28 protein-coding genes are annotated in these 26,610 nt (G+C 44.4%); all 28 read right to left on the bottom strand.

Annotation, left to right across the window (positions count from 1 at the left end; all coding sequences use genetic code 11):
* Positions 1 to 59 precede the first annotated feature (59 nt).
* Positions 60 to 335, bottom strand: a complete 276-nt coding sequence (locus A3763_RS15915) for a flagellar biosynthetic protein FliR (RefSeq protein WP_068760225.1) — start codon at positions 333 to 335, stop codon at positions 60 to 62.
* A gap of 3 nt (positions 336 to 338) precedes the next feature.
* Positions 339 to 608: a flagellar biosynthesis protein FliQ gene (gene fliQ, locus A3763_RS15920; protein WP_068511910.1), complete on the bottom strand. Its 270-nt coding sequence runs from the start codon at positions 606 to 608 to the stop codon at positions 339 to 341.
* 14 nt (positions 609 to 622) lie between these two features.
* Complete coding sequence (gene fliP / locus A3763_RS15925) at positions 623 to 1,405, bottom strand: flagellar type III secretion system pore protein FliP (RefSeq protein WP_068554009.1); 783 nt, start codon at positions 1,403 to 1,405, stop codon at positions 623 to 625.
* The gene (gene fliO, locus A3763_RS15930) at positions 1,402 to 1,998 is read right to left on the bottom strand and encodes a flagellar biosynthetic protein FliO (protein ID WP_068511678.1); all 597 of its coding nucleotides are present in this window, start codon (positions 1,996 to 1,998) and stop codon (positions 1,402 to 1,404) included. Before fliO ends, fliP begins: the two co-directional genes overlap by 4 nt.
* Before the next feature lie 4 nt (positions 1,999 to 2,002).
* On the bottom strand, positions 2,003 to 2,503 hold the full coding sequence (gene fliN, locus A3763_RS15935) for a flagellar motor switch protein FliN (protein ID WP_068511675.1): 501 nt from the start codon (positions 2,501 to 2,503) through the stop codon (positions 2,003 to 2,005).
* Positions 2,496 to 3,512: a flagellar motor switch protein FliM gene (gene fliM / locus A3763_RS15940; protein WP_197470043.1), complete on the bottom strand. Its 1,017-nt coding sequence runs from the start codon at positions 3,510 to 3,512 to the stop codon at positions 2,496 to 2,498. The genes fliN and fliM overlap by 8 nt, the downstream gene beginning before the upstream one ends.
* A gap of 96 nt (positions 3,513 to 3,608) precedes the next feature.
* On the bottom strand, positions 3,609 to 4,112 hold the full coding sequence (gene fliL / locus A3763_RS15945; protein WP_068513649.1) for a flagellar basal body-associated protein FliL: 504 nt from the start codon (positions 4,110 to 4,112) through the stop codon (positions 3,609 to 3,611).
* A 173-nt stretch (positions 4,113 to 4,285) separates the two neighbouring features.
* Complete coding sequence (locus A3763_RS15950; RefSeq protein ID WP_068516555.1) at positions 4,286 to 5,563, bottom strand: flagellar hook-length control protein FliK; 1,278 nt, start codon at positions 5,561 to 5,563, stop codon at positions 4,286 to 4,288.
* A gap of 175 nt (positions 5,564 to 5,738) precedes the next feature.
* On the bottom strand, positions 5,739 to 6,041 hold the full coding sequence (locus tag A3763_RS15955) for an STAS domain-containing protein (RefSeq protein ID WP_068516558.1): 303 nt from the start codon (positions 6,039 to 6,041) through the stop codon (positions 5,739 to 5,741).
* A gap of 38 nt (positions 6,042 to 6,079) precedes the next feature.
* A complete protein-coding gene (locus A3763_RS15960) occupies positions 6,080 to 7,123 on the bottom strand; it encodes a chemotaxis response regulator protein-glutamate methylesterase (RefSeq protein WP_068516560.1) in 1,044 nt (347 codons plus the stop codon).
* 41 nt (positions 7,124 to 7,164) lie between these two features.
* Entirely contained in the window at positions 7,165 to 7,806 is a 642-nt protein-coding gene (gene cheD, locus A3763_RS15965) for a chemoreceptor glutamine deamidase CheD (RefSeq protein WP_068516172.1), read from the bottom strand.
* Between the two features lie 61 nt (positions 7,807 to 7,867).
* A complete protein-coding gene (locus A3763_RS15970) occupies positions 7,868 to 8,704 on the bottom strand; it encodes a protein-glutamate O-methyltransferase CheR (RefSeq protein WP_231872224.1) in 837 nt (278 codons plus the stop codon).
* 9 nt (positions 8,705 to 8,713) lie between these two features.
* The gene (locus tag A3763_RS15975) at positions 8,714 to 9,253 is read right to left on the bottom strand and encodes a chemotaxis protein CheW (protein ID WP_068516563.1); all 540 of its coding nucleotides are present in this window, start codon (positions 9,251 to 9,253) and stop codon (positions 8,714 to 8,716) included.
* A gap of 17 nt (positions 9,254 to 9,270) precedes the next feature.
* Positions 9,271 to 11,388 (bottom strand): chemotaxis protein CheA, encoded by a 2,118-nt coding sequence (locus A3763_RS15980; RefSeq protein ID WP_068516564.1) that lies wholly within the window; start codon positions 11,386 to 11,388, stop codon positions 9,271 to 9,273.
* A 76-nt stretch (positions 11,389 to 11,464) separates the two neighbouring features.
* Positions 11,465 to 11,827, bottom strand: a complete 363-nt coding sequence (locus A3763_RS15985; protein ID WP_068508193.1) for a response regulator — start codon at positions 11,825 to 11,827, stop codon at positions 11,465 to 11,467.
* 61 nt (positions 11,828 to 11,888) lie between these two features.
* Entirely contained in the window at positions 11,889 to 12,164 is a 276-nt protein-coding gene (locus A3763_RS15990; RefSeq protein ID WP_068507368.1) for a lipid asymmetry maintenance protein MlaB, read from the bottom strand.
* Positions 12,165 to 12,337: 173 nt separating this feature from the next.
* Positions 12,338 to 12,778 (bottom strand): flagellar export protein FliJ, encoded by a 441-nt coding sequence (gene fliJ / locus A3763_RS15995; protein WP_068508195.1) that lies wholly within the window; start codon positions 12,776 to 12,778, stop codon positions 12,338 to 12,340.
* 32 nt (positions 12,779 to 12,810) lie between these two features.
* Entirely contained in the window at positions 12,811 to 14,178 is a 1,368-nt protein-coding gene (fliI, locus tag A3763_RS16000) for a flagellar protein export ATPase FliI (RefSeq protein ID WP_068508197.1), read from the bottom strand.
* The gene (locus A3763_RS16005; protein ID WP_068508199.1) at positions 14,171 to 15,115 is read right to left on the bottom strand and encodes a FliH/SctL family protein; all 945 of its coding nucleotides are present in this window, start codon (positions 15,113 to 15,115) and stop codon (positions 14,171 to 14,173) included. The genes fliI and A3763_RS16005 overlap by 8 nt, the downstream gene beginning before the upstream one ends.
* Position 15,116: 1 nt before the next feature.
* A complete protein-coding gene (gene fliG, locus A3763_RS16010; protein ID WP_068508201.1) occupies positions 15,117 to 16,139 on the bottom strand; it encodes a flagellar motor switch protein FliG in 1,023 nt (340 codons plus the stop codon).
* A complete protein-coding gene (fliF, locus tag A3763_RS16015) occupies positions 16,132 to 17,856 on the bottom strand; it encodes a flagellar basal-body MS-ring/collar protein FliF (protein ID WP_068508202.1) in 1,725 nt (574 codons plus the stop codon). Before fliF ends, fliG begins: the two co-directional genes overlap by 8 nt.
* A 75-nt stretch (positions 17,857 to 17,931) precedes the next feature.
* Positions 17,932 to 18,306, bottom strand: coding sequence for a flagellar hook-basal body complex protein FliE (gene fliE / locus A3763_RS16020; RefSeq protein ID WP_068508204.1), 375 nt, complete (start codon positions 18,304 to 18,306; stop codon positions 17,932 to 17,934).
* Positions 18,307 to 18,548: 242 nt separating this feature from the next.
* Positions 18,549 to 19,964: a sigma-54 dependent transcriptional regulator gene (locus tag A3763_RS16025; protein ID WP_068508206.1), complete on the bottom strand. Its 1,416-nt coding sequence runs from the start codon at positions 19,962 to 19,964 to the stop codon at positions 18,549 to 18,551.
* Between the two features lie 14 nt (positions 19,965 to 19,978).
* On the bottom strand, positions 19,979 to 21,331 hold the full coding sequence (locus A3763_RS16030; protein ID WP_082865320.1) for a PAS domain-containing sensor histidine kinase: 1,353 nt from the start codon (positions 21,329 to 21,331) through the stop codon (positions 19,979 to 19,981).
* Positions 21,332 to 21,607: 276 nt separating this feature from the next.
* Positions 21,608 to 23,011: a sigma-54 dependent transcriptional regulator gene (locus A3763_RS16035; RefSeq protein WP_369808198.1), complete on the bottom strand. Its 1,404-nt coding sequence runs from the start codon at positions 23,009 to 23,011 to the stop codon at positions 21,608 to 21,610.
* 294 nt (positions 23,012 to 23,305) lie between these two features.
* Positions 23,306 to 23,611 carry a hypothetical protein gene (locus A3763_RS16040; protein ID WP_068508210.1) on the bottom strand — a complete coding sequence of 102 codons (306 nt, stop codon included), beginning with the start codon at positions 23,609 to 23,611 and terminating at the stop codon, positions 23,306 to 23,308.
* 149 nt (positions 23,612 to 23,760) lie between these two features.
* Complete coding sequence (locus tag A3763_RS16045) at positions 23,761 to 25,839, bottom strand: fibronectin type III domain-containing protein (RefSeq protein WP_068508212.1); 2,079 nt, start codon at positions 25,837 to 25,839, stop codon at positions 23,761 to 23,763.
* A 209-nt stretch (positions 25,840 to 26,048) separates the two neighbouring features.
* Positions 26,049 to 26,610 (bottom strand): ribonuclease HII (gene rnhB / locus A3763_RS16050; RefSeq protein WP_068760227.1); only part of this gene is annotated, 562 nt, incomplete at its 5' end.

Raw genomic sequence — 26,610 nt, forward strand, 5'->3', positions numbered from 1 at the left:
CGACTATTCAGAACGCTTATGGACTAGCATTCCATTACTGATCGGGTAAAAGATGGAATTTACCGACGCACAAACATGAAGCCCATTAAGGTACCGATAACAACTTGCTGAAGCACAATCAAAAAAGAACCGATTGACAGAGCGTCAATCACAGGGACAGGGTCAATCAATGGAGCAACGATTAGCGTTAAGGCAAAGGATAAGCCAATTCGGACACGCATTGGCACCAACCGTGTTCCGATTACCGGAACCACCATCAAGAAACTGGCAATACGGAATAAGGGCCACAAGAAGGACCCAACCCAAGCGCCAATTTGTGCGTCGGTAAATTCCATCTTTTACCCGATCAGTAATGGAATGCTAGTCCATAAGCGTTCTGAATAGTCGAGAATTTTTGTCATCATATACGGACCCGCGACAATAAGCACAAACAAGGTCACCAGAAGCCTTGGTAAGAAGCTTAGCGTTTGCTCGTTGATCTGTGTTGCAGCCTGAAAAACACTCACCATCAAGCCAACGATTAGGCCGGGTACGAGTATTAAAGTGACCAAAATCAAAATTACAAATACGGCATCCCTTACAAGGTCAATTGCTAACTCTGGCGTCATCTTAATCTACCTCGTTATATTCCAAAGCTGGCGGCTAAACTACCCATTATCAGAGCCCAACCGTCAATCAAGACAAAAAACATTATCTTGAAAGGTAAGGAGATAATCATAGGTGATAACATCATCATACCCATTGCCATCAGTACGCTCGCCACGACCATATCGAGAATTAGAAAAGGCAGGAACAGCAGAAAGCCAATTTGAAAGGCGGTTTTCAGTTCACTTGTTACGAAGGCAGGCATCAACACCCAAAACGGCAAGTCATCAAGCGTATTGTATTCAGCACCCGATATACGCACAAACAGCGCAATATCATCTTCTCTTGTCTGCGTCAGCATAAACTCTCGAAATGGTAAGCTTGCGGCTTTAACGGCATCAACAGGTGCTAGCTGCTCGTTCATATAAGGTTGGATAGCCGTTTCATTAACCTTTTCAAAAACAGGCGTCATAATAAAGATCGTTAAAAACAGCGATAAACCCAAAACTATCTGGTTTGAAGGGGTTTGTTGTAGCCCCAAGGCCTGGCGAAGTATTGAGAAAACGATGATTATTCGGGTGAATGAAGTCATCATCATCAGCATCGCAGGCAAGAAGGTTAGCGCAGTCATTAGCGCAAGAACCTGGATCGTCACCGTATAGGTCTGCGAACCATCAGAATTATTTACCAGGGTTAGAGCAGGAATACCCGGGCTTCCTTGCGCACCTTCAGCAAAAGCTGAAAATGACAACAATGACAGAACGACACCTAGTGCTAGGAGTGCAAAAGTACGCACTGAAAACTTTGACTTCGTTGTCATAGCTTACCCTCTTGAGAGTTAAGCTCAGAGCTGCCTTGCTCCTCAGGCGTACTTTTAGTGAGCAAGCCTTTTAAAGTTGTCGAAAAATCGGAATGTGCACCACGACCACCACCTTCTTGAGCGTTATCACTAAGATCAGAATCGCTGTCAAAAGTATGCAAACAAGAAATCTGCTGATTGGTAACACCCAAAAGAAGTGTCTGCCCTTTTACACGAACTAAACTAACTTTTTCTCTTGCACCAAGCGGAAGAGACGAAAGCACTTCCATTTCTCTATTTTTAGCAATATTAAATCCGCTAAATCGGCGAGCAAACCAAGCCAAGACAAAAATGAAGACCACCATTGCGAATAAAGTAGCGACAACAATAGGCCAACTCGTTATCGGGTCGTACTCTGGTGCACGAGCTTTACTAAGGTGGGTCGATTCAGTATTTGAGCTGACAACTTCGTTTTCAGTTTTTAACGTATCGTCTAACTCAACTAATTGTTGCTGTGGCTCAGTGCCAGGATTCGTAGAATCTGAGGATTCATTAGCATACACAATACTGGTGCTCAGTATGAACACCACACAAAGGCGAATCAGTAAGCCCACAAAACTACCCTAAACGCCTGATACGTTCAGTTGGACTTACTACATCAGTCAGTCGAATACCGAATTTATCATTAACCATAACAACTTCACCATGAGCGATTAGTGTGCCATTGACCAAAACATCTAATGGCTCACCGGCCAAGCGGTCAAGCTCAATAACGGAACCTTGATTCAATTGTAATAAGTTTCTGATCGGAATGGAGGTATTACCGACTTCCATCGATAACGTAACAGGTATATCCAGAATGACATCAAGATCGGGAGCGCCTGGGCCACCAGCACCAGCGTTAGCAGCCGCAGCTGGACGCGAATCAAAAGACTCTAGAGGCGCAGACTTAATATCATCAGCATCATCCCCTTCGATAGCTTCAGCTTCGGCCATTGCCGCCGCCCACTCATCCTCAACACTACCTTCGCCGCCTTCAGAATCACCAGACTCTTCCATTGCAGCTTCCCATTCAGATGCTAGTTTTTCGTCTTCACTTTGATCTTCGTTATCACTCATTTTCTTCTTCCAAATTTTCGTCAACTACACTGGATATGAGGTTGGGTCGTTCAATTTTTTCTTCAATTTTCGCCGCTAACTGACCATCACTTTGCCCAAGCTTTGCTTTGAACATAGGGACCTTATTCGCAGTTAGCGTAATAAACTCTGGCATTTCTATCGGTATAACATCACCTTTTTCAAGCTTGGCAACATCTCTAAGTGATATCTGTTCTTCTAGGACTGTCGCATTAAGAGGCACATTAGCCTCTAAAAGATCTTTCCGAATAGTTGTCATCCAGCGCTCGTCAACATCGTCAACATCACTCTGGACACCAGCATCGAGGATCTCGCGAATCGGCTCAATGGTAGAGTATGGAATGGCCAGATGAAGGTCTCCACCACCGCCATCTAGTTCGATATGAAAGGTACTAATTACTATCACTTCACTAGGGCTAACAATATTCGCCATTGAAGGGTTAACTTCAGAGTTCATATACTCAAAATCAATTTTGAAAACTGCGCTCCACGCTTCCTTCATATCGATAAAGACTTGTTCGAGTACCATATGAACAACCCGAATCTCGGTAGGCGTAAACTCACGCCCTTCAATTTTTGCATGACGCCCATCACCACCAAAGAAGTTATCAACAAGTTTAAAAACTAGCTTGGCATCAAAAATAAATAAACCAGCTCCGCGAAGAGGTCTGATTTTGACAATATTTAAACTGGTAGGAACGTAAAGAGTATGGATATACTCTCCAAACTTCATGATCTGGACACCGCCCGTAGAAACGTCGGCGTTTCTACGGAGCAGGTTAAACAAGCTGATTCTGGTGTAGCGGGCAAACCTTTCATTGATCATTTCGAGCGTAGGCATGCGCCCGCGCACAATTCTATCTTGGCTCGCTAAGTCGTAATTGCGTATACCTTCTTCATCGGCATCGTCCTCCGTGTCGATATCACCATCATCGACACCATGCAATAACGCATCTATCTCGTCTTGTGATAATAAATCTTGCACACTAATACCTGACTATATGAATTTTTAAGCAATCACAAAATAAGCTATTTGACGGTCGCGAAAATAACACCAAACAAATAACTTAAAACATCTTGAACAAAACTACTGCAATACAAAATTAGTGAAATAAACGTTCTCTATCTCACCAGCCTCTTCACTACTTAAGACAGTATTAATCACTTCGACTGTCTGAGCTTGAAGCGCTAACTTACCTTCCTCAGTGCGAATCTGTTGAAAGTCCTGATCTGCGTATACATTCAATAAACGTGAACGTATCAAAGGCATATGGTGGTCTAAAGCATCCAAAGCACTGGCATCACGACTAGAAACAGATAATGAAATCTGCATATACCGCTGACGCCCATCGACATTAAACGTAACCAAAAATGCTGGCTTAATTGGAATGTAGCTAGCTGGCTCCTTTACTTCTTCTTCAATAACCGGTTCAGTTGGTGCGTCTTCATCGCCACCAAGCAAAAACATCGTCACACCAACCGATAGACCAATAGCTAAAATTGCAACGATCGCAATAATAATAATTAGCTTTTTCTTTGAACCACCTTCGCCAGATTGCTCTTCTTCAGTTTTGTTTTCTTCTTCTGCCACGTCAAAATCCCGTCATATCAAATCGCAGCTGAGCACCTTTACAGATATCCAGCAAAGTGTATGCCAAAAACAACAGTTCTCCGTTTAAACGGAAGCTTAACTGTTGCCTTTAACTATTTGATATTAGTTTAGCTTAAAGAGGGCGAAAATGAAGAGGGCCTGATAAAAACTTATCAGGCAAAGTAGTCAACGAGATTTGAAGAGGAGCGTGAAATCGATTCTGTCGTAGCTGTTTCACTACTAGAATCTTCAGAATCTTCTTGCTGATCTTCCGAGCCATTAGAACCTTGCTGCTGATCATTGGATGCAAAACGCTCATCACCGCTGCGTGCATCGACATTCACTTCCTGAAGCTCAACGCCGTTTGTCTCCATCATTTCACGTAAACGCACAACGTTAGATTCAAGCATTTCCCTGACTGAAGCATTATGGGCGTTAAATGTAATGGCTGCTGCATCATTTTGAACAGAAATTTTTACATCAATTGGACCAAGCTCAGCAGGGTTTAAGTGGATCTCTGCAGACTGAATTGCCTTTCCCGTAAGCCAAACTATCTTCTGGCCAACTTCCTCCCCCCACTCAACCTCATCCAAACCCGTCATTACTGTTGTCGAGTAAGGCGCGTTATCTAATTTCTGCTGCACTTCCGAAAACGTTGTTTTAAGTAGCGAAGATGAACGCTCTACACCACTACCAATCGTTTTTTCCAGAATGCTTTCAACACTACTAGTACTATCCGCAATCGCCTTAAACTTTGATTCACCTTGCAATGCCTGACTAACAACCTCCTCTTCCAAATTGAGCTTAGCACTGCCATTTTGGGACAAATTCTGAGGAGACAACCCAAGCCCTGAATCAATATTAGAATTGGTAAGCGGAGCTGCTTGAATTTGGTTTGCCGTATTTAGGTTCACCTGAGACTTCTTAGCATCCTGGTTTTGAAAAGATACGCCAGGCAAAACACTTACTGGCGCCACACCTGAATCAAGCCCAGTCAATGCTTGTGGAAGGTTAGCACTTACCGGTGCAAGGGCTTGTTGTATCCCATTTACCGTATTTAGCAAAGATGCCAACACATCTTCGGGTATGTCATCACTTGAAAATCCAAGACCACTCTCAAGCTCTGCCAGCGAGTTAGAAAGAAAAGTACTCATTTCCGGCAATTCTATGCCTTGCTGTGCCGCATCCAGAGACATTAAATTGCCACTCAATAATGCGTTGATATCATCCAGGAAGCTTGAATCCAGCCCTAAAGCTTCAAGCTTAGCAGCAATATCATCAAGTTTCTCAGGACTTATAGAAGACTGATAGACACCTGTTAATGTAGCACCAAATGAACCCTCTATGGGTGATGCACCCGGTTCGCTGCTCGCGCCCAATGCTGGACCGCTAGTTGACGCTGCTGGTGCGTTTCCTGCTGATACAGGGTTTGATAGAGATATATTTTGCATGAACAACAACCACCCGTTTCGCTCAAGCCATATTAATTATGACTTAGAAAAAATAGCTTTAGGACAAGCGAATTGTAGGCGCTCAAGTTAGTCGTCTAACTTGATTACACTACGCTTTAGGGAGGATTATGCGAATATCGGGCCAATATCCGCTATTTAGAGAATGGTACTTAATTTAATGAATATCGAATAGCTGTTTAAAATTAGAGATCTCGAATATCTTTTTTACCTCATCAGAACAGTGAACTATGCTGATTTTTACATTTTCTTTTGCGTGATCCTTAAGTAACAACAACATTCCCAAAGCAGAGCTGTCTAGATAACTGACGTCGCGCATATCGATGCGATATTCACTAACACCGTTGTCTTTTCCTTCGTAAGCGTCACAAAAACTCTGATGCGAAGCAAAGTCAAAGCGACCTTTAATCGCAATAGTTAGAGAGTTATCATCCGTTGAAAGTACTGATGTGATTGACATTTATGCCTCACCTTTGTCTAAATAGATATTTCCTAACGCTACCTTTCACAAGCCTTAAGTAGCGCTTCTCGAATTTTATTTATCGGGAGCACTTTTTGCACAGCGTTAAGTTTAACAGCTGCGCCGGGCATTCCCCATACAACACTCGTTGCTTCATCTTGAGCAAAAGTTGCACCGCCCACTGAAAGTATTCTTTCCATACCTTCGGCGCCATCACTTCCCATCCCCGTTAGGATAGCTGAAACTGCATATTTCCCATAATGCTGTGCGACTGAGTCGAATAATACATTGACCGAAGGCTTATGACCACTGACCTTCTCTCCATCATATAGAGAGGTAACCAAGCGCCCGTTTTTCTCGTAAACTTTTAAATGGAAGTCGCCTGGCGCTAAATAAGCATGGCCCGGCTCCAAAGGCATACCACTCTTTGCTTCCTTAACTGTGATTTCACAGTGTCCATCAAGCCGCTGCGCCAATGAGGCACTAAAGGTAGCAGGTATATGCTGCGCCATAACAATAGGCGGGCAGTTTGCTGGCATCCCTTGCAGGACTTCACGTAGAGCTTCCGTTCCACCCGTAGAACTTCCGATACAAATAATTTTTCGCCCGTCAAATTTACGTTTTTCTGTCGCCTCACTAGAAGCTTGCTTCGACGAAAGCACTCTATCATGAGCCGCCATATTCGCAATGGCAGCATTTCTAACTTTACTCTGAATTGTTAGCGCATAATCCGAAAGGTTATCCCAGGAACCACCTTGTGGTTTTGCGATATAGTCAACTGCGCCAATTGAAAGCGCATCAAGCGTAGCCGGAGCTCCTTTACTAGTTAAAGTAGAGATCATAACGACCGGCATGGGACGCAATCTCATCAAATTTCGCAGAAATGTAATGCCATCCATTTTTGGCATTTCAATATCCAAAGTCAGTACATCTGGACTGAACTGCTTAATTTTCTCACGAGCATCAAGCGGATGCTCAGCGACAGCCACAACCTCAAGGTCTGGTGCCGAGCCAATAATTTCAGATAAAACCTGCCTAATTAGCTCGGAGTCATCAACAATTAAAACTTTTATCTTACTCAAACCTACTTCTCCACGAAAAGTACGACATATTACTGCGCGAATCAGTCAAACAACTCAACACCACCGCTTGGTGCGGACTTTTGCTTCAAGTCATTGCTATAGCTAATCTCTCTTTGCAAGACTGTATCGTTTGTTGTTTCTCTAAGCTTTCTTACTTTAAGTGCACCGGTATCGGGAAAATACAAGACCTTTCTCGGGTATATATCACCAACATCTTCCGCTGCTAGCTCAAAATTTTCTTCGTAAATGTACTTTCTTACGTACGCTATATTTCGCTTACCAATGTCAGTCATGTTGCTAAGAACATTGCCGCCACCAAAAACTTTGATTTCGAGATTTCGACGCGTACCACCAAGCTTTAGGATTTCGTTAATAAGAAATTCCATCGCCCAGTTTCCGTACCTGGAGGCACTGCTTATTTCTGAAGCTCCCCACTTTTCCGTCGAATGAGCCCCTTGCTCTGGTAACATAAAGTGATTCATTCCACCTATACCAAGTTGCACATCTCGAACACAGGCAGAAATACAGGAACCCAGTACGGTAACAATCATTTCTCCAGTTTTGCTCACATAGAACTCACCCGGCATTATTTTAGCAGCGGGAACATTCATTCGCTTATCCCAATACCTGTTCACATGCTCAAAGCCTGCTAGGGGTGGTGGTAAAGTGTGATTTTGTGACATTTACTAACTATCCTACATTAACTGTAATATTGCTGCCCTGAACGACAATCAACATTCAATACTAAGAAATTTTCTGGTAGATGGTCTTACCTATTGGCTTAAACCTTGTACATACTCTACTCAAGCTCTCTGAGTGACCAATTATCAAATAGCCCCCATCTTTAAGCATATCGGCATACCTGTTGAACAAAACTGCTTGAGTCTCTTCATTAAAGTAAATAACGACATTCCGACAGAATATTAGGTCGAACGGGCCTTTCATTGGCCAGCGTTCCAATAAGTTTAGGCGCTTAAATCTAATTAACTCCTGCAAATCAGGTTTAACCTTAACGATATCCGGGTGGTTCTTATCAAACATGAACCACTTCCGCTTGATCTCTTGAGGAAGCGATTCAATTCGCTCAACCCCGTAAACACCTTGCTGACCTTTTCCCAAAACTTTGGAATCTAAGTCAGTAGCTAGAATTTTGCAGTCCCAGCCACTTAAATCAAAGTTATCCCGAATGGTCATTGCAATGCTATAAGGTTCCTCACCAGAAGAGCAGCCTGCAGACCAAACTCTAATTCGCCTTGAAGCAGCGTTGCTATTCTTTAGCTCCTTACAGAGCTTATCTCCAAGAAACTCGAAATGATGGTTCTCTCTAAAGAAGGATGTGAGATTCGTCGTAATCGCATTAATAAAACGACTAACTTCTTCGCTGTTTTCATTACGAATCAAAGACAGATATTCACTTACTGAGCCCAAACGAACATCTCTGAGCCTACGCGCCAGGCGGCCATAAACCATATCTTTCTTATGGGGCCCCAGCACTATGCCAGTATACTTATAGGCCAACTCGCTGATTTCCTGGAAATCAGCATCGGACATCGCAAACTCTCGTGATCGATCAGAATCCACTTAAGAACCTTAACTCGCTAGTAATTGTCGTCCGGCAACCTGATCTGGATCAGCGATCAATTGCTCGCTAAGCTCCAAAATAATCACCATTTTTTCTTCGGTACTTCCCAAACCTTTAACATATTGCGCCTGACTCGTTTGGGAAAGCTCGGGAGAAGGCTGAATTTGAGAATGAGAAAAGTTATACACATCCGACACTGCATCAACCACGATTCCGATAACCTTGGCGTTAGACTCGGTTTCTACCGAAACGATTATCACAACCGTTTCATCGGTATAAGATAAATCTTTAATGCCAAAGCTATATCGCAAATCAACGATAGGAGAAACAGTCCCCCTCAAGTTCATGACACCTAGCACCTGACTTGGAGAATTGGGAATTGAGGTGATCTCTTCCCAACCTCTTATCTCCTGCACTGAAAGAATATTGATACCGAACTCTTCACCCCCCATAAAAAAGGTGAGGTATTGGTCGGTTGGCTCATCCTGCTTTGCATCATCGACTTCACCATTAATCTGTTCTAGCTTTGAATCTTGTTGCTCTGACATAGATTAAACCTTTTGTTTTATGCCGCTTCGCTATCGTCTGGCTCGGTAATCTTCTTATAGGCATCACGCCCAACACCAGCAAGCTTTATAAGCCCGCTAATATCCAGGATCAGTGATACAGTACCATCCCCAAGTATCGTTGCGCCGGATACACCAGGGACTGAACGATAGTTTTCCTGCAAACTCTTGATGACCACTTGCTGCTGAGCTAATAAGTCGTCAACTAACACCGCTACCTTAATATTGTCACCCTCGACAATAACGAGGAGACCATCATCAACCCGTTCATGATCTGCCTGAACGTTAAAAATATCCCAAAGGCGAATAATCGGAACATATTCGTTTCGAAGGCGAAGGACGTCACAGCCACCAGAAACGCGATGTATCATCTGATCCTGAGACTCAATCGATTCGACAATAGATACCAAAGGAAAAATATATACCTGCTGACCAACACGAATTAGCTGACCATCCAAAATTGCCAGAGTCAGTGGCAAGCGTATCGAGAACATACTCCCCTTGCCTGGAGTCGACTCAACCTCGACCGAACCATTTAAGTCCTGTATATTTCTGCGCACAACATCCATACCAACGCCACGCCCCGAAATATCGGTAACTTCTGCAGCAGTTGAAAATCCAGGCTGGAAAATTAAGTCGTGAATTTGCTCTGGTTCAAGATGATCGTTAGGCGAAACAAGACCGTTTTCGATTGCTTTCGATAAAATTCGATCTTCATTGAGGCCGGCACCGTCATCAATAATCTGAATAACAATGTTACCGCCCTGGTGAAATGCGTTAAGGGTAATCTTACCGGTTTCATCTTTGCCAGCGGCAAGACGCGCTTCTGGCGACTCTAAACCGTGGTCAAGTGAGTTTCGAACAAGGTGAACAAGAGGGTCGCCTATTCTTTCCATCACTGTTTTATCCAGTTCAGTTTGCTCACCAAGCAGAACAAGCTCAACTTTCTTTTCAAGACTCTTACTAATATCGTGAACGAGGCGAGGGAAACGTGAAAATGCAAAACTAATAGGAAGCATCCTAATACGCATGACACTCTCTTGAAGCTCTCTGGTATGAAGACTTAGCTGCTCTAAACCTTCCATCAACTTCGGCATCATATCGACCGTAAAGTCTTTGCCCAGTTCATTTAGCATTGACTGGGTAATTACAAGCTCGCCGACCATATTGATCAGGCTATCGATTTTGTCTGTGCCTACACGGATTGAAACGCTTTCAGGCTTACTTTCCTTTTTAACAGGCGCTGGCGCTTTACTCGCTTTCTCAACACTGGCACTAGATTCAACACTCGACTTAGACGCGGGCACATCTTCTGTCTTAACTGCTGAAACACCAACCGCAGCTTCAGCAACAACCGCTGGCTCTGCTGCTTCAGCATTTACCTCAGACTCTTCAGAAGCTTGCGAATCAATTTTCTCAATTCGAATATCCGAGTCATCAACGACCCACTCAAAGACTTCGTCTATTTGAGCTCTTTCGGCATCACCCTTAAGTACAATATTCCAAGCTAGATAGCATGCTTCGGGGTCTAGCGAGCCAAGTTCTGGCAGCTCATCAACAACACTGGAAACCTCGACTTCACCCAACTCAGACAGTTCACGAAACATACGTACTGGGTCATTACCAGTGCGCAAGACATCTGCGTCGGGTTTAAAATAGATAGTCCAACCATCAGAACCTTCGTCGGTTTCCTCGCTAGGACTTTCACAGTTTTCTGCTGTTTCACTGCCACCTTCCAGCAGAGCGTTGAACTGTACTCGCAACTCATCTGCCAACTTGGTTTCGCAGCTTTGACCGGCCTCAAGCTCATTGATCATAGTTCGGATACAGTCGACAGACTTCAGAAACAGATCGACATGATCCACTTCCATAACAAACTGGTCTGAACGAATAAGATCAAGCAGCGTTTCTACAACATGTGTAAATTCAGCAATCTCATTAAAACCAAAGGTACCACTACCACCCTTAATCGAGTGTGCAGCCCTGAATATTTCGTTTATCGCTTCAGAATCGAGATTCGAGATATCGATATTAAGAAGCGCAGACTCCATAACATCAAGCCCTTCATAACTCTCTTCGAAAAACACCTGATGAAACTGACTTAAATCAACACTCATTGTATTGGCCTGTCTACGCGTAGTTACATTAACGATTTTTTGTTCTTGGTAGCGCTGTACATTACAGAGGTAAAGCTTAGCCCATTACTTTCTTGATAGTCGCTAATAGCTGCTCTGGGTTAAACGGTTTTACCAACCAACCCGTAGCGCCAGCATTTTTACCCTGCATTTTCTTATCGCCAGCTGATTCGGTGGTCAACATTAAGATTGGAGTAAACTTATAATCCGGTAAGGTTCTGAGGTTCTTAACTAACTCAATACCATCCATTACAGGCATATTCACATCGGATAAAACCAGATCAACAGCAGTAGTTTTTGCTTTATCTAGTGCTTGCTGTCCATCTGCAGCTTCTATCACATCAAAGCCAGCACCTTTAAGAGTGAATGAAACCATTTGTCTCATTGAGGCAGAATCATCTACCGCCAATATTGTTGCCATCTACGTTCTCCCGTATGCGACGATTAAGCAATTTCCCTAAGAAATCAAAATTCAAAAACATTTAGTTAAGATTTAGCATTTGTTCCAAGCCCGCTAACTTAGCAGCCGCTTGCAACTCTTCGGACACGCTTCCCCAAGAAACTTCAGCCTCAGCAGTACGCATTGAAGTAAAAAAGGAAGCAAATAATTGCAAGGCTGCAGTATCCACTCTCGATACTTCTCCCGCACTGATAACGGTTGGAGATGCTAATTTAAGAATCTCTTCCATCTCATGATGTAGCGACTCAACCTTAGCGATATTCACAACACCTTCTAACTCAATTGCTGCTTCACTCATAATCAGCCTAAATCTCACCAAATAGTTATTTCTTCAACTAACTTTAGTAGCTATTTTCAGGAATACCACAAATCATAAACTGATTTTTTATCCCTAGATCGGCAATGAGAGGCTATAGAAAGGATTGATCATCAATGAAGCTTATTATTAAGCCAAGCCTTTGATGCAGCGATCTATTTTCGGCGAAACATCCTGGCTTGAAGAGCGTCTTCCAACTGCTTTTGCTCACGCTTGTCGGCAAGTGCGTTTTCCTCATCCTTGTAGCGCTGAATAAGGTCTGCCAAGCCTTTGGTTTTTTGGTGCAAAGCTGACCACTTTTCTTTGGTAATATTGAACGCTTTTTGTCCCTGATCAACAACAAGCTGTTGTTGCTGGATTGCGACATCAATTTGATTAACAAAGTGCAAGCTTGACTGCAATTGAGTAACGCTCTGGACGCTACCAAGGCCTCGCTTCATATCAGCAAGGTATTGATTATGATATTGTTTGAGATTATCCATTTGCGCAGTCTGATCGTCCAAATAGCGCTTTGCAGCTGTCATCTGCTCCAAAGCCGCTTGCTCGTTTCGCTCTGCCTGATCAAGAACTACCTTCAAACGCTGCGACTTCTTCATAGACAACCTTATAGACTGTAGCGCAAGCTAGATTATTGCGCTTGAGCTGCAGCAGCAATCGTTTGTGACATTTCCGCTATCGCTCTGGGCGCTTCAGACTCCTCAGTTAATCCCTGCCGCAGGAACTGCTTCATCTTTTCAATTCTTTCGATAGCAAAATCAGTTTGTGGGTCAGAACCTTTAACATAAGCTCCGACGCTAATTAAGTCTCTGGCTTGCTGATACCTTGCATAGATTTGTTTGAAGCGCTGTGCATTCTGTAAATGCTCAGCACTGATGATATGAGGCATAACTCGACTGATCGAAGCCTCGACATCGATCGCTGGATAATGGCCCTCTTCGGCCAAGCTACGAGAGAGCACGATATGACCATCCAAAATAGCCCTGGCGGCGTCTGCAATAGGATCTTGCTGATCGTCACCCTCAGTGAGAACCGTGTAAAAAGCAGTAATGGAACCGCCTCCTTTCTTACCATTCCCCGCACGTTCGACGAGTTGAGGCAGTTTGGCAAACACCGAGGGTGGATAGCCCTTTGTCGCGGGAGGCTCCCCCACAGACAATGCAATTTCACGCTGCGCTTGCGCATATCGAGTCAGTGAGTCCATTAACAAAAGCACGTTTTTACCCTGATCACGAAAATATTCCGCTATCCGAGTCGTTAGCATCGCAGCTCGCAGACGCATCAAAGGCGAGTCATCAGCAGGCGAAGCAATTACCACTGCACGCTTTAGCCCTTCTTCACCCAGGATATCCTCAATAAACTCTTTTACCTCACGTCCACGCTCTCCGATTAAGCCTACGACAACAATATCGGCCGTAGTAAATCGGGTCATCATACCCAAGAGCATACTTTTACCAACACCGCTACCTGCAAACAAGCCTATTCGCTGACCAACGCCGACAGCCAAGAGACTGTTTATGGCTTTAATCCCGACATCCAAGGACTCACGAATTGGCGCTCTGGCAAGCGGGTTAATCACCGCACCATTAAAAGGTATACGGGTTTCAGCTTCTAATGGACCGTGGTCATCCAATACGTTTCCGGCACCGTCAAGCACACGCCCAAGCAAGCCCCACCCTACAGCGACTTCACCAATGGAGTCAGCTGGCGTAACCAGGGCACCCGGCTTCAAACCATCCGCAGCAACAAGTGGCATCAAAAATGTACGATCATCCTCAAAGCCGACCACTTCAGCCTCGATCAAGTCACCCGAAACAGAATGAATAAGGCAACGATCACCAACAACACTTTGGCAACCAACAGCCTCTAAGGTAAGACCGACCATGCGCGTCAAGCGCCCGCTAAATTGTGGTGCCACCTGCGTCGGAACAGAATCAGCCAGTACACCAAGATTCGCAGCTATATTACTAGCAGTGTTGATTTCAAGCAGATCACTCATCTTCAGGGCCAGGTGTTAGTTGTTCATCTAATTCCCCAGAAGTACTGGTGTCCTCGGTATCCTCGGTGCCCGGCAACTCGGAATCTTGTATTTCATGATCAAGCTTGCGCAGTTCATCATCGCCTGTTTCAGGTTCCTCTTTCAAGGTGTCAGCCGAATAGTCACTCAGACTATCAATCGTCACTGGCACTTCTTGAGTACCTGAAGCTGTATTATTGACAGCGGTATCCAGCATACTCTGAACAGCTTTTTGAAATCGTTTTTCAACGGTATAGTCAATCACCTGAGCTGAAGTCTTCAGTAAGAAGCCACCAGCTATAACACTTGGATCTTTCACTAGCTCAATACCAGAACCTAAAGCCTCTAGTGCTTTTGAAACAGTTTCATAATCCTGCTCATTGACCTTTAACATTGCCCCTGAGTCCAGCGCTGGCAAACCTTCCATGACTCGAGACAAAGCCAGTGTAAGGCTTGCACTATCAATATTGAGCTCTCGGTGAATCACTGCTCTGGAAAGCGCAACCGCAACATTTAACATCGCCTCTTCAACGACTTGCTGTTGCTGCTGAATGGGGTTAACCAACTGGTTCATTAGGGCATCTAGCTGTGACAATTTTTCGGCAATTTCACCCTGGCCTTGGGCAACCCCTTGTTCGTAACCTTCACTTTTACCGGCCTCCAAACCTTCTGCATGACCCGCAGCACGACCGTCCTCTGAACCTTTAGCGAAACCATCTCGATGGCCTTCTTCAAAGCCGGAGTCATATGCCTGCTTAGTTATTGATTCAATTTGCTGTGCAGTCGGTGGTTTGACTTTCTCCTTTCTGGCGTTTTCTGCCTGACTAGCCGCACGACCGGGATCGCCAATATTCGGCAGCTCCCAGCGTTCGTAGGCGCTCAGTTCACCTAAAGGGACACGCTTGTTTTTGTCACTCATGCTATATCATCGCTTCGCCAGATCCGCCCAGCGCAATTTCACCGGATTCAGACAAGCGTCGAGCAATGGTGAGTATCTCTTTCTGCGCACCTTCTACCTCACTCACCTTAACAGGACCTTTCGCCTCAAGGTCATCACGGAGTAATTCGGCAGCACGCTTAGACATATTCTTAAAGATTTTTTCTTGTAATTCAGTATCAGCACCCTTGAGTGCAACAATAAGAATATCTGAGGAGACTTCCCTGAGGAGCGTTTGTATCCCTCTATCATCAACATCCTTGAGATTATCGAAGACAAACATCAGCTCTTCTATCTCAGTACCGAGTTCAGCATCAACTTCTTTGATACTATCCATCAAGTCGGCTTCAATAGTTGTATCAATAAAGTTCATAATATCTGCCGCACACTTGACACCACCGATCTTACTGGTCTTAGTCGCAGCGTTACCCGAGAACTGTTTTTCGAGAATATCATTCAGCTCTTGCAAAGCCTGTGGCTGAATGCTTTCGAGAGAAGCGACACGCATAATAACGTCAAGACGTACCTTTTCGTCTAATACGCCTAGCACTTCAGCAGCCTGATCTGATTCAAGATATGACAATACAATGGCCTGAATCTGTGGATGCTCATAACGTATAAGCTCCGCTACAGCACGACCATCCATCCATTTAAGCGTATCTAAACCAGTTGTATTACCACCAACAAGAATTCGGTCAATTAAGCTATCCGCCTTGTCCTGACCTAAAGCCTCTGTCAGCATATTCTTGATATACTCATCAGAACCGATTCCCATACCCGTTTGGGATCCGACAGCCTCCAGAAACTCGATCATTACCCCTTCGACCTGTTCCTGACTAATATCTTTCAATGCCGCCATAGAGGTACCCACCCGCTGTACTTCTTTTGGCCCCATATGCTTCAAAACCTGGGCAGCGTCCGCTTCACCCAGGCTCATTAGTAAAATCGCAGCAGCATCTACCCGCGAAACTTTTGGCAGCTTTTTATCGCCGTCACCATCAGTCATCTACATTTACCCATTGACGAATTACCTGAGCAACCCTAGCAGGGTCCTCAGCAATCAAACCTTTCAAGGCATTAAGTTGTCGATCAAAACCTTCCGAAGCCCCCGGTAACAGAAACTCATCAGAGGCACTCAAAGTAACTCGTTCTCCTGCCTCACCTTCACTCATGGCATCCATCTGTGCCAAACCGTCCTCATCTCCCGCTAAAGCAAGCTCTTTCGCTTGAGCGCCAGCTTCAGAAAGATTCTTAAACACTGGTCGAATGACGGTAAAGATAATAATCAAGGCGAACAACATTGCTATGCCTTTGGGCACCAGCTCTTTGAACCACGCCTGTTCCCATATTTCCGGCTCTTGTACGGCTTCCACAAACTTAGGTGCAAAAGGCGTATTAATCACATTTACGCTATCACCTCGTGCGGCTGAGTACCCTACCGCATTCCTTACCAATAGCGTCAAACGCTCAAGCTCTTCAGCCGTCCATGTAGTATAGCTTACCTCACCTGTTTCCGGGTTGATATTCTGTATATCATCAATTGCTACAGCAACCGTTAAGCGCTTTAGCCTACCTTGCTGGTGACGTGTGTAGCTGATTGTGCGGTCCACCTCAAAATTGCGAGTGGTTTGCTTACGCACATTTGTCGGTAAACCTCCTTCACCAGCGCCAGCACCGTTGGCTACTTCAGGGGCAGCACCCGCTGCGGGAGGCTGATTAGCAAGCGCGCCTGGTACACCGCCATCTGTCATCATCTGGCGCTGCTCATCCAAGGTTTGTTCACTTCGGACTGCTTGCATGTCAGGGTTGTAAAACTCTTCCGTTTCTTCAACCTGGGTAAAATCCACATCAGCCGAGACTTCTGACCTGAAACGATCCGCCCCGAGGATAGGACTCAATATACCTGTAATTCGCTCATTTAGAACTTTTTCCATTTTACGCGAATACTCAAACTCCCTTGAAACCAGCTTGTCTTCTTCGGACTCGTTGTTCCGAGACAATAGATTACCCTTTTGATCAACAACAGTAACTTTGCTCATATCCATTTCCGGCACACTTCCGGCGACGAGATTAACAATCGAGTCAACCTGCTCACGTGTCACTGGCCGCATAGAAGAGGTCTCGATCAAAACTGATGCACTAGGTTCTCTTGAGTCACGAACAAACACCGACCTCTTCGGAATAGCCAAATGAACTCTGGCGCTACGGATATTTCTGAAACTGGATATTGATCGCGCCAGCTCACCTTCCAGGCCTCGCTTAAATCGTGTCGACTCCATAAACTGGCTAGTACCCAAGGCCTGATCCTGGTCAAGGATCTCATAGCCGACACTGTTATCGCTTGTAATGCCATTCGCTGCCAGCTTCATTCTTGCTTCATGAACCCTGCCCGCTTCAACAAGCAATATGCCGGTACGGTGATCCATCTTGAAGTCAACACCATTCAAGTTAAGAATGCTTGAAACTTCTTCCAGGTCCTGAGCTTCTACCGAGCTCATCAACGGCTGATAGTCCGGCTCCTGAAGCCATAAAACAAGCGCCAAACCGAGGGCAACACTCGCGGCCAAACCTACCATCAAACCTACTTGCCGAAAGATTCCAAGCCGGTTTATACCGGTCATCAAGTCACTTTCAGTGCCGACAACGTCAGGCTCACCCGAGATACCACCCACCTGAGCGGGCAATGCTGAGTCTGTACCTGTATCTGTGGGTGCGAGTGCCATAAGTTAACCTTTTACTAAAATCCAAATAAGCAGTGCTTGTTCAAATACCAATCATTACAAACGAGAAGCAAACACTTAAACCGGCATTTTCATAATATCCTGATACGCCTGTACAACCTTATTCCTTACTTGCGTCAACGCCTGAAAAGATACCGATGCTTTCTGAGATTGCACCATTACCTGCGAAAGCGTAACGCTTGGGTCACCCTGCTCAAAAGCCTTAGCCATTTGACCCGCTTTTAATTGTGTATCATTGACCGAGCCAACCGCACTAGACAGCATGTCACTGAATTTAGGTGTTTGGCTCGCTTCCTGGGTGGCATTAATTTTTGTAGGAGATATTTCTTCAGTCTGAACCTGAGTTTTCTGAACCTGCGCACGCAGATTTTTCATCTCAGCCAGCACCTGATTGATATCTGCTCTAGCCCCTACGGAGTTAATCCCAGACATACATCCCCCTTGTCAAAATTTCGTTACTAAAAATACGCTTAAGTTAGTAACTGCATAAAGCGGGCCAATTCACAGACAAGCTGAAATTATAGATAGATTGGAAGGTTTAACATGATAGCATTGCTAATTCTTAGCAATAACAAAAAAAGGGAGCATACGCTCCCATACAGATCATCAGCAGATTGACGAAATCCTGTTGTAACAGGCAACTAGCAGAGCCACCCGTACACTCAATTCGATACCTAGGCAGCCATTTCAGCTGCAATATCGATACCCTGCTCTCTCATTTGAGCAAGCTTATACCTCAAGGTTCTTGGGCTAATACCTAGCTTCTCGGCAGCATTCTTCTTTCTGCCATTTTCTTGACGCAAGGTATCGATAATTATTTGATATTCTCGAAGCTTTAGATCTTTACCTAAACCTGTTCGAGAGTTTGGCTCAACCTCGACCTGCACCGACCTAACTTGCTCAGTCGGAACCTCTTGCTTGGATTCAAGTATCCAGTTAGCCGACTCGGATAAATCCAAGCATAGGTCGCTAACCTTAACCACACCATTGCAGGCCATAATCAGCGAACGCTGAATCGCATTATCAAGCTCTCGGACATTTCCCGGCCAATGGTATTGAGACAAGTAAGTCTCTACACCCTCACCAAACTCCATTTTTTCACGCTTCATTTTGCTAGAATGCTCAGCAAGCAAGCGTTTAGCCAGCGGCCAAATATCCATAGGACGCTCTCGCAAAGGCTTCCAGGCCATGGGAAACACGCTCAGACGATAATACAAATCTTCTCTAAACTTTCCTTCGTTTACGTACTCTTTTAAATCACGGTTTGTCGTCGCCAATACCCGTACATCCAAAGGAATCGCTTTTCTTCCGCCAACTCGCTCCACTTCACGTTCTTGCAGAACCCTAAGTAGTTTTGCCTGCAAGCCTAGATCCATTTCAGATATTTCATCTAGCAATAAGGTTCCGCCATTGGCAAGCTCAAACTTACCGGGCGAACTTGCATACGCGCCGGTAAAAGCCCCTTTCTCATGGCCAAACAGTGTTGCTTCTAGCATATTCTCTGGGATTGCTGCGCAATTCAAAGCAACAAAAGGTTTGTTCTTTCGCGATGATGACTCGTGAATATATCTCGCCAATACTTCTTTACCCGTACCACTTTCACCTGAAATCATTACTGTCGAATCAGATTCAGCAACTTTGCGAGCGACTTCAAAAAATTGCTTAGAGAATGGATCTTCAGCAACAGGCCCTTTCTCATCACTAGACTTTTCTTCAGATGTATCACCAAGCCCCAAAATTTTAATAATTGATTGAATTAAGGTTTTTGGTTCGAAAGGTTTTACTAAATAGTCTGCGGCACCACTTTGCATAGCTTCAACAGCCAGCTTAATTTGACCATAGGCAGTGATAAGCATCATCGGCAAACCAGGATATTTTAACTTAACCTGCTGCAAGAGCTCGTGGCCATCCATTCCCGGCATATTTACATCACTTATCACTACATCAAAATGCGCGTTTTCAAGCTCCTTCAATGCATTCTCAGCACAGTCCGCTTCTACGAAGCCCATCCCTGCAAGCTGTAATGTTGTACACAGTGCTTCTCTTAATTCCTTATCATCTTCCACAATTAATACTTTGGTCGCTGACATGACTTATTTACCTCTTAACACTGAGCAAAATTATTATTAGTAGGAGTAACATTAATTGACGGCAGGTCAATCATTGCAGTCACCCCTTTCTTGGATGAACGCATTCTGAAATTACCTTTATGCGCCTTAACAACAGACTGAACTACCGCCAGCCCAAGGCCAGTCCCTTTTTGCTTGGTTGTATAAAACGGTTCAAAAATCTTACTCCTGTGCTGGCCAGGAATACCAGGACCGCTATCTCTAATCACAAGACACACAGCCCCATCCTCCTTAACCCCAACACTAATCTTTATTGTTAATGGCGTTTCCTTGCTAACTGCAGAACATTCCCAAGCTTCAATACTGTTATTTACCAAATTAAGACAAGCCCCTACCAAGGCATCTTTATTGCATAAGACTTCAGCATTAGACGCTTCTATATCCCACTCGCTCTCAACACTTGCGGCATCCATCACTGGAACGGCTGCAAGCTTAAGCGCGAGTATGAAATCATTTAGCGGCATACGTTCAACTAAGCGCTCATCTCCTTTCGCGAAGATAAGCATATCCCTAATCTGATGTTCCAAATGCGTTAAACGAGACATTACTTTTTCCGACAAGTCCACGCGCATCGATTCATCTAATTCAGGCTGACAAAGGTGGCCCGCATACAACATTGCTGTAGATAAGGGCGTACGAATCTGATGAGCAAGGCTAGCAACCATCTTACCCAAAGAGCTCAAACGTTCGGCCCTGCTTACTTGCTCCTGCAACAATCTTGTTTCAGTCAGATCACTAAGGAGTACCAGCTGACCCGGCCCGGATGACATAGAACGAGTTTCAATTTTCACTCTTCGGCCATCTTTTAAAGAAACCTCGTGTCCATCATCGTGCTTTGGCGAAAAACTTCTCGCAATAACATCGACCCAGGCCAAACCTTTCAGCGGTTCGCCAAGTAGATCCATTGCCGCAGGATTACATTCTGTGACTAAACCTTTTTCATCTAGAACAACAACACCTGCCGGAAGCACCTCCAACAAGGTAGACAAGCGATTAGCTAGGTCTTCTTTTTCCTTGCGCTGTGCTTGCTTTTGACTTTCTTCAAGTGAAAGATCACTCTTGAGTTGACTAACCTTGTTCTCAAGGTTTCGGTATGATGAGGTTAATTGCGAAGACAAGTGGTCAAACAAGGACAAAGCTTCTTCGACTTTCTGCTCACCGTTATCTTGAGTAGAGTCAATTTGTCCCTGAAATTTGAATGCAGCATTACCCTCTATTGAAGTGCTGCCAGAACTATCATGCGCAACGCGCGAAACACGTGCATTGATTGCCTCCGAGCTAATAAAAGCAGGTTCATCTATCCAGGTTGCTAGTTTTTGTTGTCCCATGGCTTACCTACATCATTCAGTCAAAACAGTGTGGAATACTATTCGCTTATTTGTCAGCCAAACGCTCTGCGCAGCTCAAATAAGCTTTAACAACCTGATCTAAGCACTATGTAGGCCAAAGTATTTTTTTTCTTTATTATCAGCAACTTAATTGTAGCAATATGATAACAACCCGAAAGATAAGACAATTTTATGACGCCATAAAACGAAAAAAGCACGCAAAACTGCGTGCTGACATATTTTTGACTGAGCAAGAATAGTTAAGAAATATAATACCTAGGCATTCAAGCCGTATTTGCGCACCTTTTCAACCAAAGTTGTACGACGTATACGAAGTTTTTCGGCAGCGCGAGCAACCACACCAGAAGCCTCATCCAAAGCTTGTTGAATAAGCGACTTTTCCAAATTTGCCAGGTAATCCTTTAGATCGATACCATTTACAGGCAACAAGGCTGGTGAATCCATACTCGCCATTCCAGGGGCATTTTGTAGCTGCAGATCATCGGTCTGAACAACGTCATCAGTTTCTTCTATATGGCGATATTTTTGCGGTAACTCCTGAACACCAACAACATCATAAGGGTGCATAATACCCAGGCGCTCGACAAGGTTAGCCAACTCACGAATATTTCCAGGCCACTCATGACGACATAGACTCAGTATTGCAGCAGAATTAAATCTGATTGAGCCACGCTTCTCAGTCTCCATCCTTGAAATCAGCTCATTGAGCAGAAGAGGGATATCTTCAACACGATCTTTTAGTGCAGGCATCTCAATAGGAAATACATTCAAACGGTAATAAAGGTCCTCACGGAAATCACCACTGGTAATCATATCCTCAAGGTTTTTATGCGTTGCCGCAATGATACGAACATCAGTGTCTAATGTTTTATTTCCCCCAACCCTTTCGAATGTCCTCTCCTGCAAGACCCTTAGAATCTTAACCTGCATGTTCAGCGGCATGTCGCCAATTTCATCTAGAAAAAGCGTACCACCTTCAGCCAGTTCGAATCGACCTGCACGCGCAGTAATGGCGCCGGTAAAAGCACCCTTTTCATGACCGAACAATTCACTTTCCAACAACTCCGCCGGAATAGCACCACAGTTGACAGGCACAAAAGGCTTGTTTCTACGGTGCGAATTATAATGCAAGTTCCTGGCAACTACTTCTTTACCAGTACCCGATTGCCCTGTAATCAAGACGCTCACATCTTTATCCGCAACCTGTGCCATTAAAGCTCTAACATCTTGAACGCCGCGACTAGTACCTACAAGACTTCTAAAAAGCTCTACCTGACGCTGCTTACCACGCCCTGTTTGCGCCGAGTATTGTTCACGATAAACCTGGGCACGATATAAACTATCTAGCGTCTTATTATAGTTAAGAGGATAATCAAGTTGCGCAATGACCTTTCGTCTAAGAATATCATCAAGCCCGTCTAGAGCAGCATCACCTAGCCCTAGCACAGGAACACCCTCATCCCACTCATGTAAATCTTTAACGATCTGCTCAACCGGCTCCGAGTCTGCTCCCAAAAAAACGACACTTAAGTGCTCTGGCTCAATTGCATGCTCTTCAATAGTAGAGCGCCAACCTGACAAGGATGCGCTAAGAACACTTTCACCAAGAAAGGATAAAATAACAGAGATATCACGAAGCACTTCTTGGTTATTATGCATAACCAAAACTTTCATATCCTGGGCCATAGATGGACCTTATAGTTGTTTATTTTTTGGGTTTAACTTGAAGTAATGAATAGAGCAAAACAGTAAACTTTTGCACCCATGAGTACGCTCGAGCGGTTAATTGCAAAAAGCGATTATTCTTCAATATTCGATATCTAGCAATTAAAGTACGGATAGATTAATTAGTCAATTAAGTGGCGCAAAAAAGACGAAATAAGCGCCACATAAATAAATGTTCAAAATTTTGTCACTTATCTTATAAGTTATTGCCAGCGCAATAAAACTCAATCAAGCTTTATATTGAGACGAATCCAGATAGGTATTCGCAGCCTTACTTTCGCGGGTAATCTGCTTAAGTTCCATAGAGATCTCATCTCTATGCTTCAAGCTATCTTTTAGCACCAGAGAGTAAACTTTTTCATAGCGCCTCAAGATCGATAAAAGCTGTGCCCTATCTTCTTTAGTTCGCATACTAGCAATAACTGCCTGAAGCTCGACACGCACCTGAGCATCGAGCTCAGTTAAAAGCGCCCAATCCTGCTTGTCATTAGCATCTTTTAGTTGTTTAGCAATATTTAGAAACCGTTCGTTCACGCCATGCCACCTAATGATATTCAAGCACTCAATAATGAAGCAATACACACAAACAATGCAAGTTAAGATCCGCCCCCATGGAAACGAAAAAAGGCGATAATTACAACATTATCGCCTTAGCCTTAGTTACTGATCAACGTTAACTGATCTCAGATCGTTAAGGAAATTATTTCCGATTCCTCACTCTGAACACCGTCGATATCGATAGTCAAAATCACAAAATAATAAGTGCCTGCTACCATATCATCGATCTGCGCACTGGTATCCGAGCCACTACCTACAACAACACTTTGAGCTAAGTTTGATGCATCTGTACCATATCGAATAAGGTAACTGTCAATTTCGTTTAAATCTAGAGCAGTACCATCCGCTCTTTCTTCTGGAATTGACCACTCCAAGGCTATCGACTGTAAAACCTCAAGCTCATTAATTTCTACATTAGCAACTGACGACACCTGCTGCCCCACAGAATTGGATACAATGACATCATAAGCTCCGGCATCTGCAACAGAGGCAGCCTCAATACTTAATGAGCTCGCGTTAGCACCTGATATCTGAACACCATCTTTACGCCAGGTATAACTCAAGTCACCACCGCCTGTCGCAACGATCGACAGCACTGCCGTCTCACCCTCATCAATAGCGGTAGATTGCGGTTGCGAAGCAATGACGACAGGCGCAATGGAAATCACTTCATTCACCTGAATCGTCGCATTAACAGATGTTTGCGAGCCTACCGAATTCGTCACGCTGACACTATACACACCACTATCTGAGACTGAAGCTGAAGCGAAAGAGAGTGAGCTTGAGGTCGCGCCGCTAATCGCTACCCCACCCTTAAACCACTGATACACCAACTCACCACCGCCACTCGCAGCGACAGATAGTACCGCTCCCTCTCCTTCATCTACACTAACAGAAGTAGGTTGCGTAGAAATTTGAACAGGGTCTATCACAACTACTGGTGGCAATTCGTTAACTACTACTAAAGCAGTCAAAGACTCCAGGGTACCTGACTCATCGCTCACCAGAACATCATAACTGCCTGAGTCGGAAGTATCTGCAGCTGAAATCAATAGTGAACTTAGTACCGCCCCTTGAAGCTCAACACCATCTCTACGCCACTGATAGCTTAGCTCGCCACCGGTAGCTCCCACACTTAATAAGACCTCTTCCAACTCATCAACAATTACACCTTGAGGCTGGCTAATAATTTCGAGGTCAGGAGTCTCGTTAAGCTCTGCTACGTCGTTATAGGAATCATTCGTTTCCTGTCTAACCGCCGCAAATGTCTCGGCATGTTCACTATCTGGAAGCGCTTGCTCTAGATCTAATGCAATTTCGCTTGCCTCTAGAAAAACCTCATCCAGAGTAATCTGTTCATCGCCCTCAGTACTTTGAGCCCCTAGAACGCCATCACTGGCAATCACTTCCTCTACATGTTCGATTACTTCTTCAATCGTATCCCAACGACCCAGCTCAACCATTGACAAGAAAGAGGCTGACAAAACACCCATTTCCAGTTCTGCTTTTGTAATTGAACTATACGACTCAATAGCAGTTAAATCTGCTGGCGCCAAACGCATCGCACCAGCATCTAGATCTAGCAAGTCTTCAATGTGAGCGATAGATTCCTGAATACTATCAGCTGTCAAACCAATAGATTTAGCCTCCGCATGAGCTGCCGCCATATGCGTTAATGGGCTAAGATGAACATTATACTCCCGCCCTGCCACAATACCTGAAGCAACCGAGCGCAAACTAAAGCCAGACCCTGGGTTAAAGCTTTCACCAAAAGAAACGCCTTGCCCATCATTATCAATACAACCTTCCGTTGTATCGCACTTCATTCTGGTTCGACTATCAGCTGTCACTTCGACAACAACTGAGCCTTGTGAAATTTCCTGCTCAAGATTAAAGGTGTAGCGACCATTAGAGTCTGTTCTGACTGGACTCACCATTGGATTAACAGAACGAATAGTCTTGCCACCCTGCTCTTCTACTGAGTATAAGTTTACCAAGCCTTCTGAAACGACCCCTTTTATAGCGGTACCGCTAATCGTTGTAGTCACGGTATTGGTATTACCATCATCCGGAGTGGAATTTGACTCTTCACTGCCGCCACCAGAACCACAAGCCGTTAAAAGAATGGCCACACTTGAAGCTAATAGGTTCTTTGTAAGAGCGGCAATTCGCTTTTCACCAGTGTTGAGGAAAAATGTATGCATGAGAAGATTCCACTATTAAATTTCGATCTTGAGTAAGGAAATCTTAGCGCCAGAACACTTAAATTGACGGATAAACATCATTATTTAGCAACAAAAAGCGTCAACTTTTCGACAAATGATAAAAAATGTGAAATCGATGACAGGTGATACAGCACAAAGTTCACAAAAAATCCGCCAGAGTCTAAGAAACAAGCACTAGGAGTTTTTATTTATTTGTGCTCGAGAAGCTGCTTTACAGGTTTGAATGAACGCCGATACAGATTATTGACGCCTAATTGACGAAGCGCTTCTAGGTGCGCTTTAGTGGGGTAGCCTTTATGCTGTGCAAGGCCATAACCTGGATATTCCTTATCCAACTCTTTCATTTCTCTATCCCTTGAAACTTTTGCGATAATTGAAGCAGCCGCAATACAAGCAACTCGTGAGTCACCCTTTACCACTGCTTCACTAGGAATATTTAGTTGAGGGCAGCGATTGCCGTCAATCAAAACATATTCCGGTTTTATTGAAAGCGATTCGACCGCTCTTTTCATTGCCAACATCGATGCATGCAAAATATTGATTTCATCAATTTCTTCGACACTGGCCCGAGTAATGCTACACGCTAATGCTTTTTCATGAATCTCATCAAACAACATCTCGCGTTTTTTTTCAGAAAGTTTCTTTGAGTCAGCCAAACCTTCAATAGGGTTTGCTGGATCGAGAATAACTGCGGCAGCTACGACTGGCCCAACTAAAGGCCCACGACCCACCTCATCTACACCAGCAAGC

Source organism: Oleiphilus sp. HI0128 (assembly GCF_001635365.1).

Bases quoted from the DNA above. Each gene is read 5' to 3' on its own strand.
- A3763_RS15915 (WP_068760225.1), bottom strand. From the start codon at position 335: ATGGAATTTACCGACGCACAAATTGGCGCTTGGGTTGGGTCCTTCTTG.
- fliQ (WP_068511910.1), bottom strand. From the start codon at position 608: ATGACGCCAGAGTTAGCAATTGACCTTGTAAGGGATGCCGTATTTGTA.
- fliP (WP_068554009.1), bottom strand. From the start codon at position 1,405: ATGACAACGAAGTCAAAGTTTTCAGTGCGTACTTTTGCACTCCTAGCA.
- fliN (WP_068511675.1), bottom strand. From the start codon at position 2,503: ATGAGTGATAACGAAGATCAAAGTGAAGACGAAAAACTAGCATCTGAA.
- A3763_RS15950 (WP_068516555.1), bottom strand. From the start codon at position 5,563: ATGCAAAATATATCTCTATCAAACCCTGTATCAGCAGGAAACGCACCA.
- A3763_RS15955 (WP_068516558.1), bottom strand. From the start codon at position 6,041: ATGTCAATCACATCAGTACTTTCAACGGATGATAACTCTCTAACTATT.
- cheD (WP_068516172.1), bottom strand. From the start codon at position 7,806: ATGTCACAAAATCACACTTTACCACCACCCCTAGCAGGCTTTGAGCAT.
- A3763_RS15975 (WP_068516563.1), bottom strand. From the start codon at position 9,253: ATGTCAGAGCAACAAGATTCAAAGCTAGAACAGATTAATGGTGAAGTC.
- A3763_RS15980 (WP_068516564.1), bottom strand. From the start codon at position 11,388: ATGAGTGTTGATTTAAGTCAGTTTCATCAGGTGTTTTTCGAAGAGAGT.
- A3763_RS15985 (WP_068508193.1), bottom strand. From the start codon at position 11,827: ATGGCAACAATATTGGCGGTAGATGATTCTGCCTCAATGAGACAAATG.
- A3763_RS15990 (WP_068507368.1), bottom strand. From the start codon at position 12,164: ATGAGTGAAGCAGCAATTGAGTTAGAAGGTGTTGTGAATATCGCTAAG.
- fliJ (WP_068508195.1), bottom strand. From the start codon at position 12,778: ATGAAGAAGTCGCAGCGTTTGAAGGTAGTTCTTGATCAGGCAGAGCGA.
- fliI (WP_068508197.1), bottom strand. From the start codon at position 14,178: ATGAGTGATCTGCTTGAAATCAACACTGCTAGTAATATAGCTGCGAAT.
- A3763_RS16005 (WP_068508199.1), bottom strand. From the start codon at position 15,115: ATGAGTGACAAAAACAAGCGTGTCCCTTTAGGTGAACTGAGCGCCTAC.
- fliG (WP_068508201.1), bottom strand. From the start codon at position 16,139: ATGACTGATGGTGACGGCGATAAAAAGCTGCCAAAAGTTTCGCGGGTA.
- fliF (WP_068508202.1), bottom strand. From the start codon at position 17,856: ATGGCACTCGCACCCACAGATACAGGTACAGACTCAGCATTGCCCGCT.
- fliE (WP_068508204.1), bottom strand. From the start codon at position 18,306: ATGTCTGGGATTAACTCCGTAGGGGCTAGAGCAGATATCAATCAGGTG.
- A3763_RS16025 (WP_068508206.1), bottom strand. From the start codon at position 19,964: ATGTCAGCGACCAAAGTATTAATTGTGGAAGATGATAAGGAATTAAGA.
- A3763_RS16030 (WP_082865320.1), bottom strand. From the start codon at position 21,331: ATGGGACAACAAAAACTAGCAACCTGGATAGATGAACCTGCTTTTATT.
- A3763_RS16035 (WP_369808198.1), bottom strand. From the start codon at position 23,011: ATGCATAATAACCAAGAAGTGCTTCGTGATATCTCTGTTATTTTATCC.
- A3763_RS16045 (WP_068508212.1), bottom strand. From the start codon at position 25,839: ATGCATACATTTTTCCTCAACACTGGTGAAAAGCGAATTGCCGCTCTT.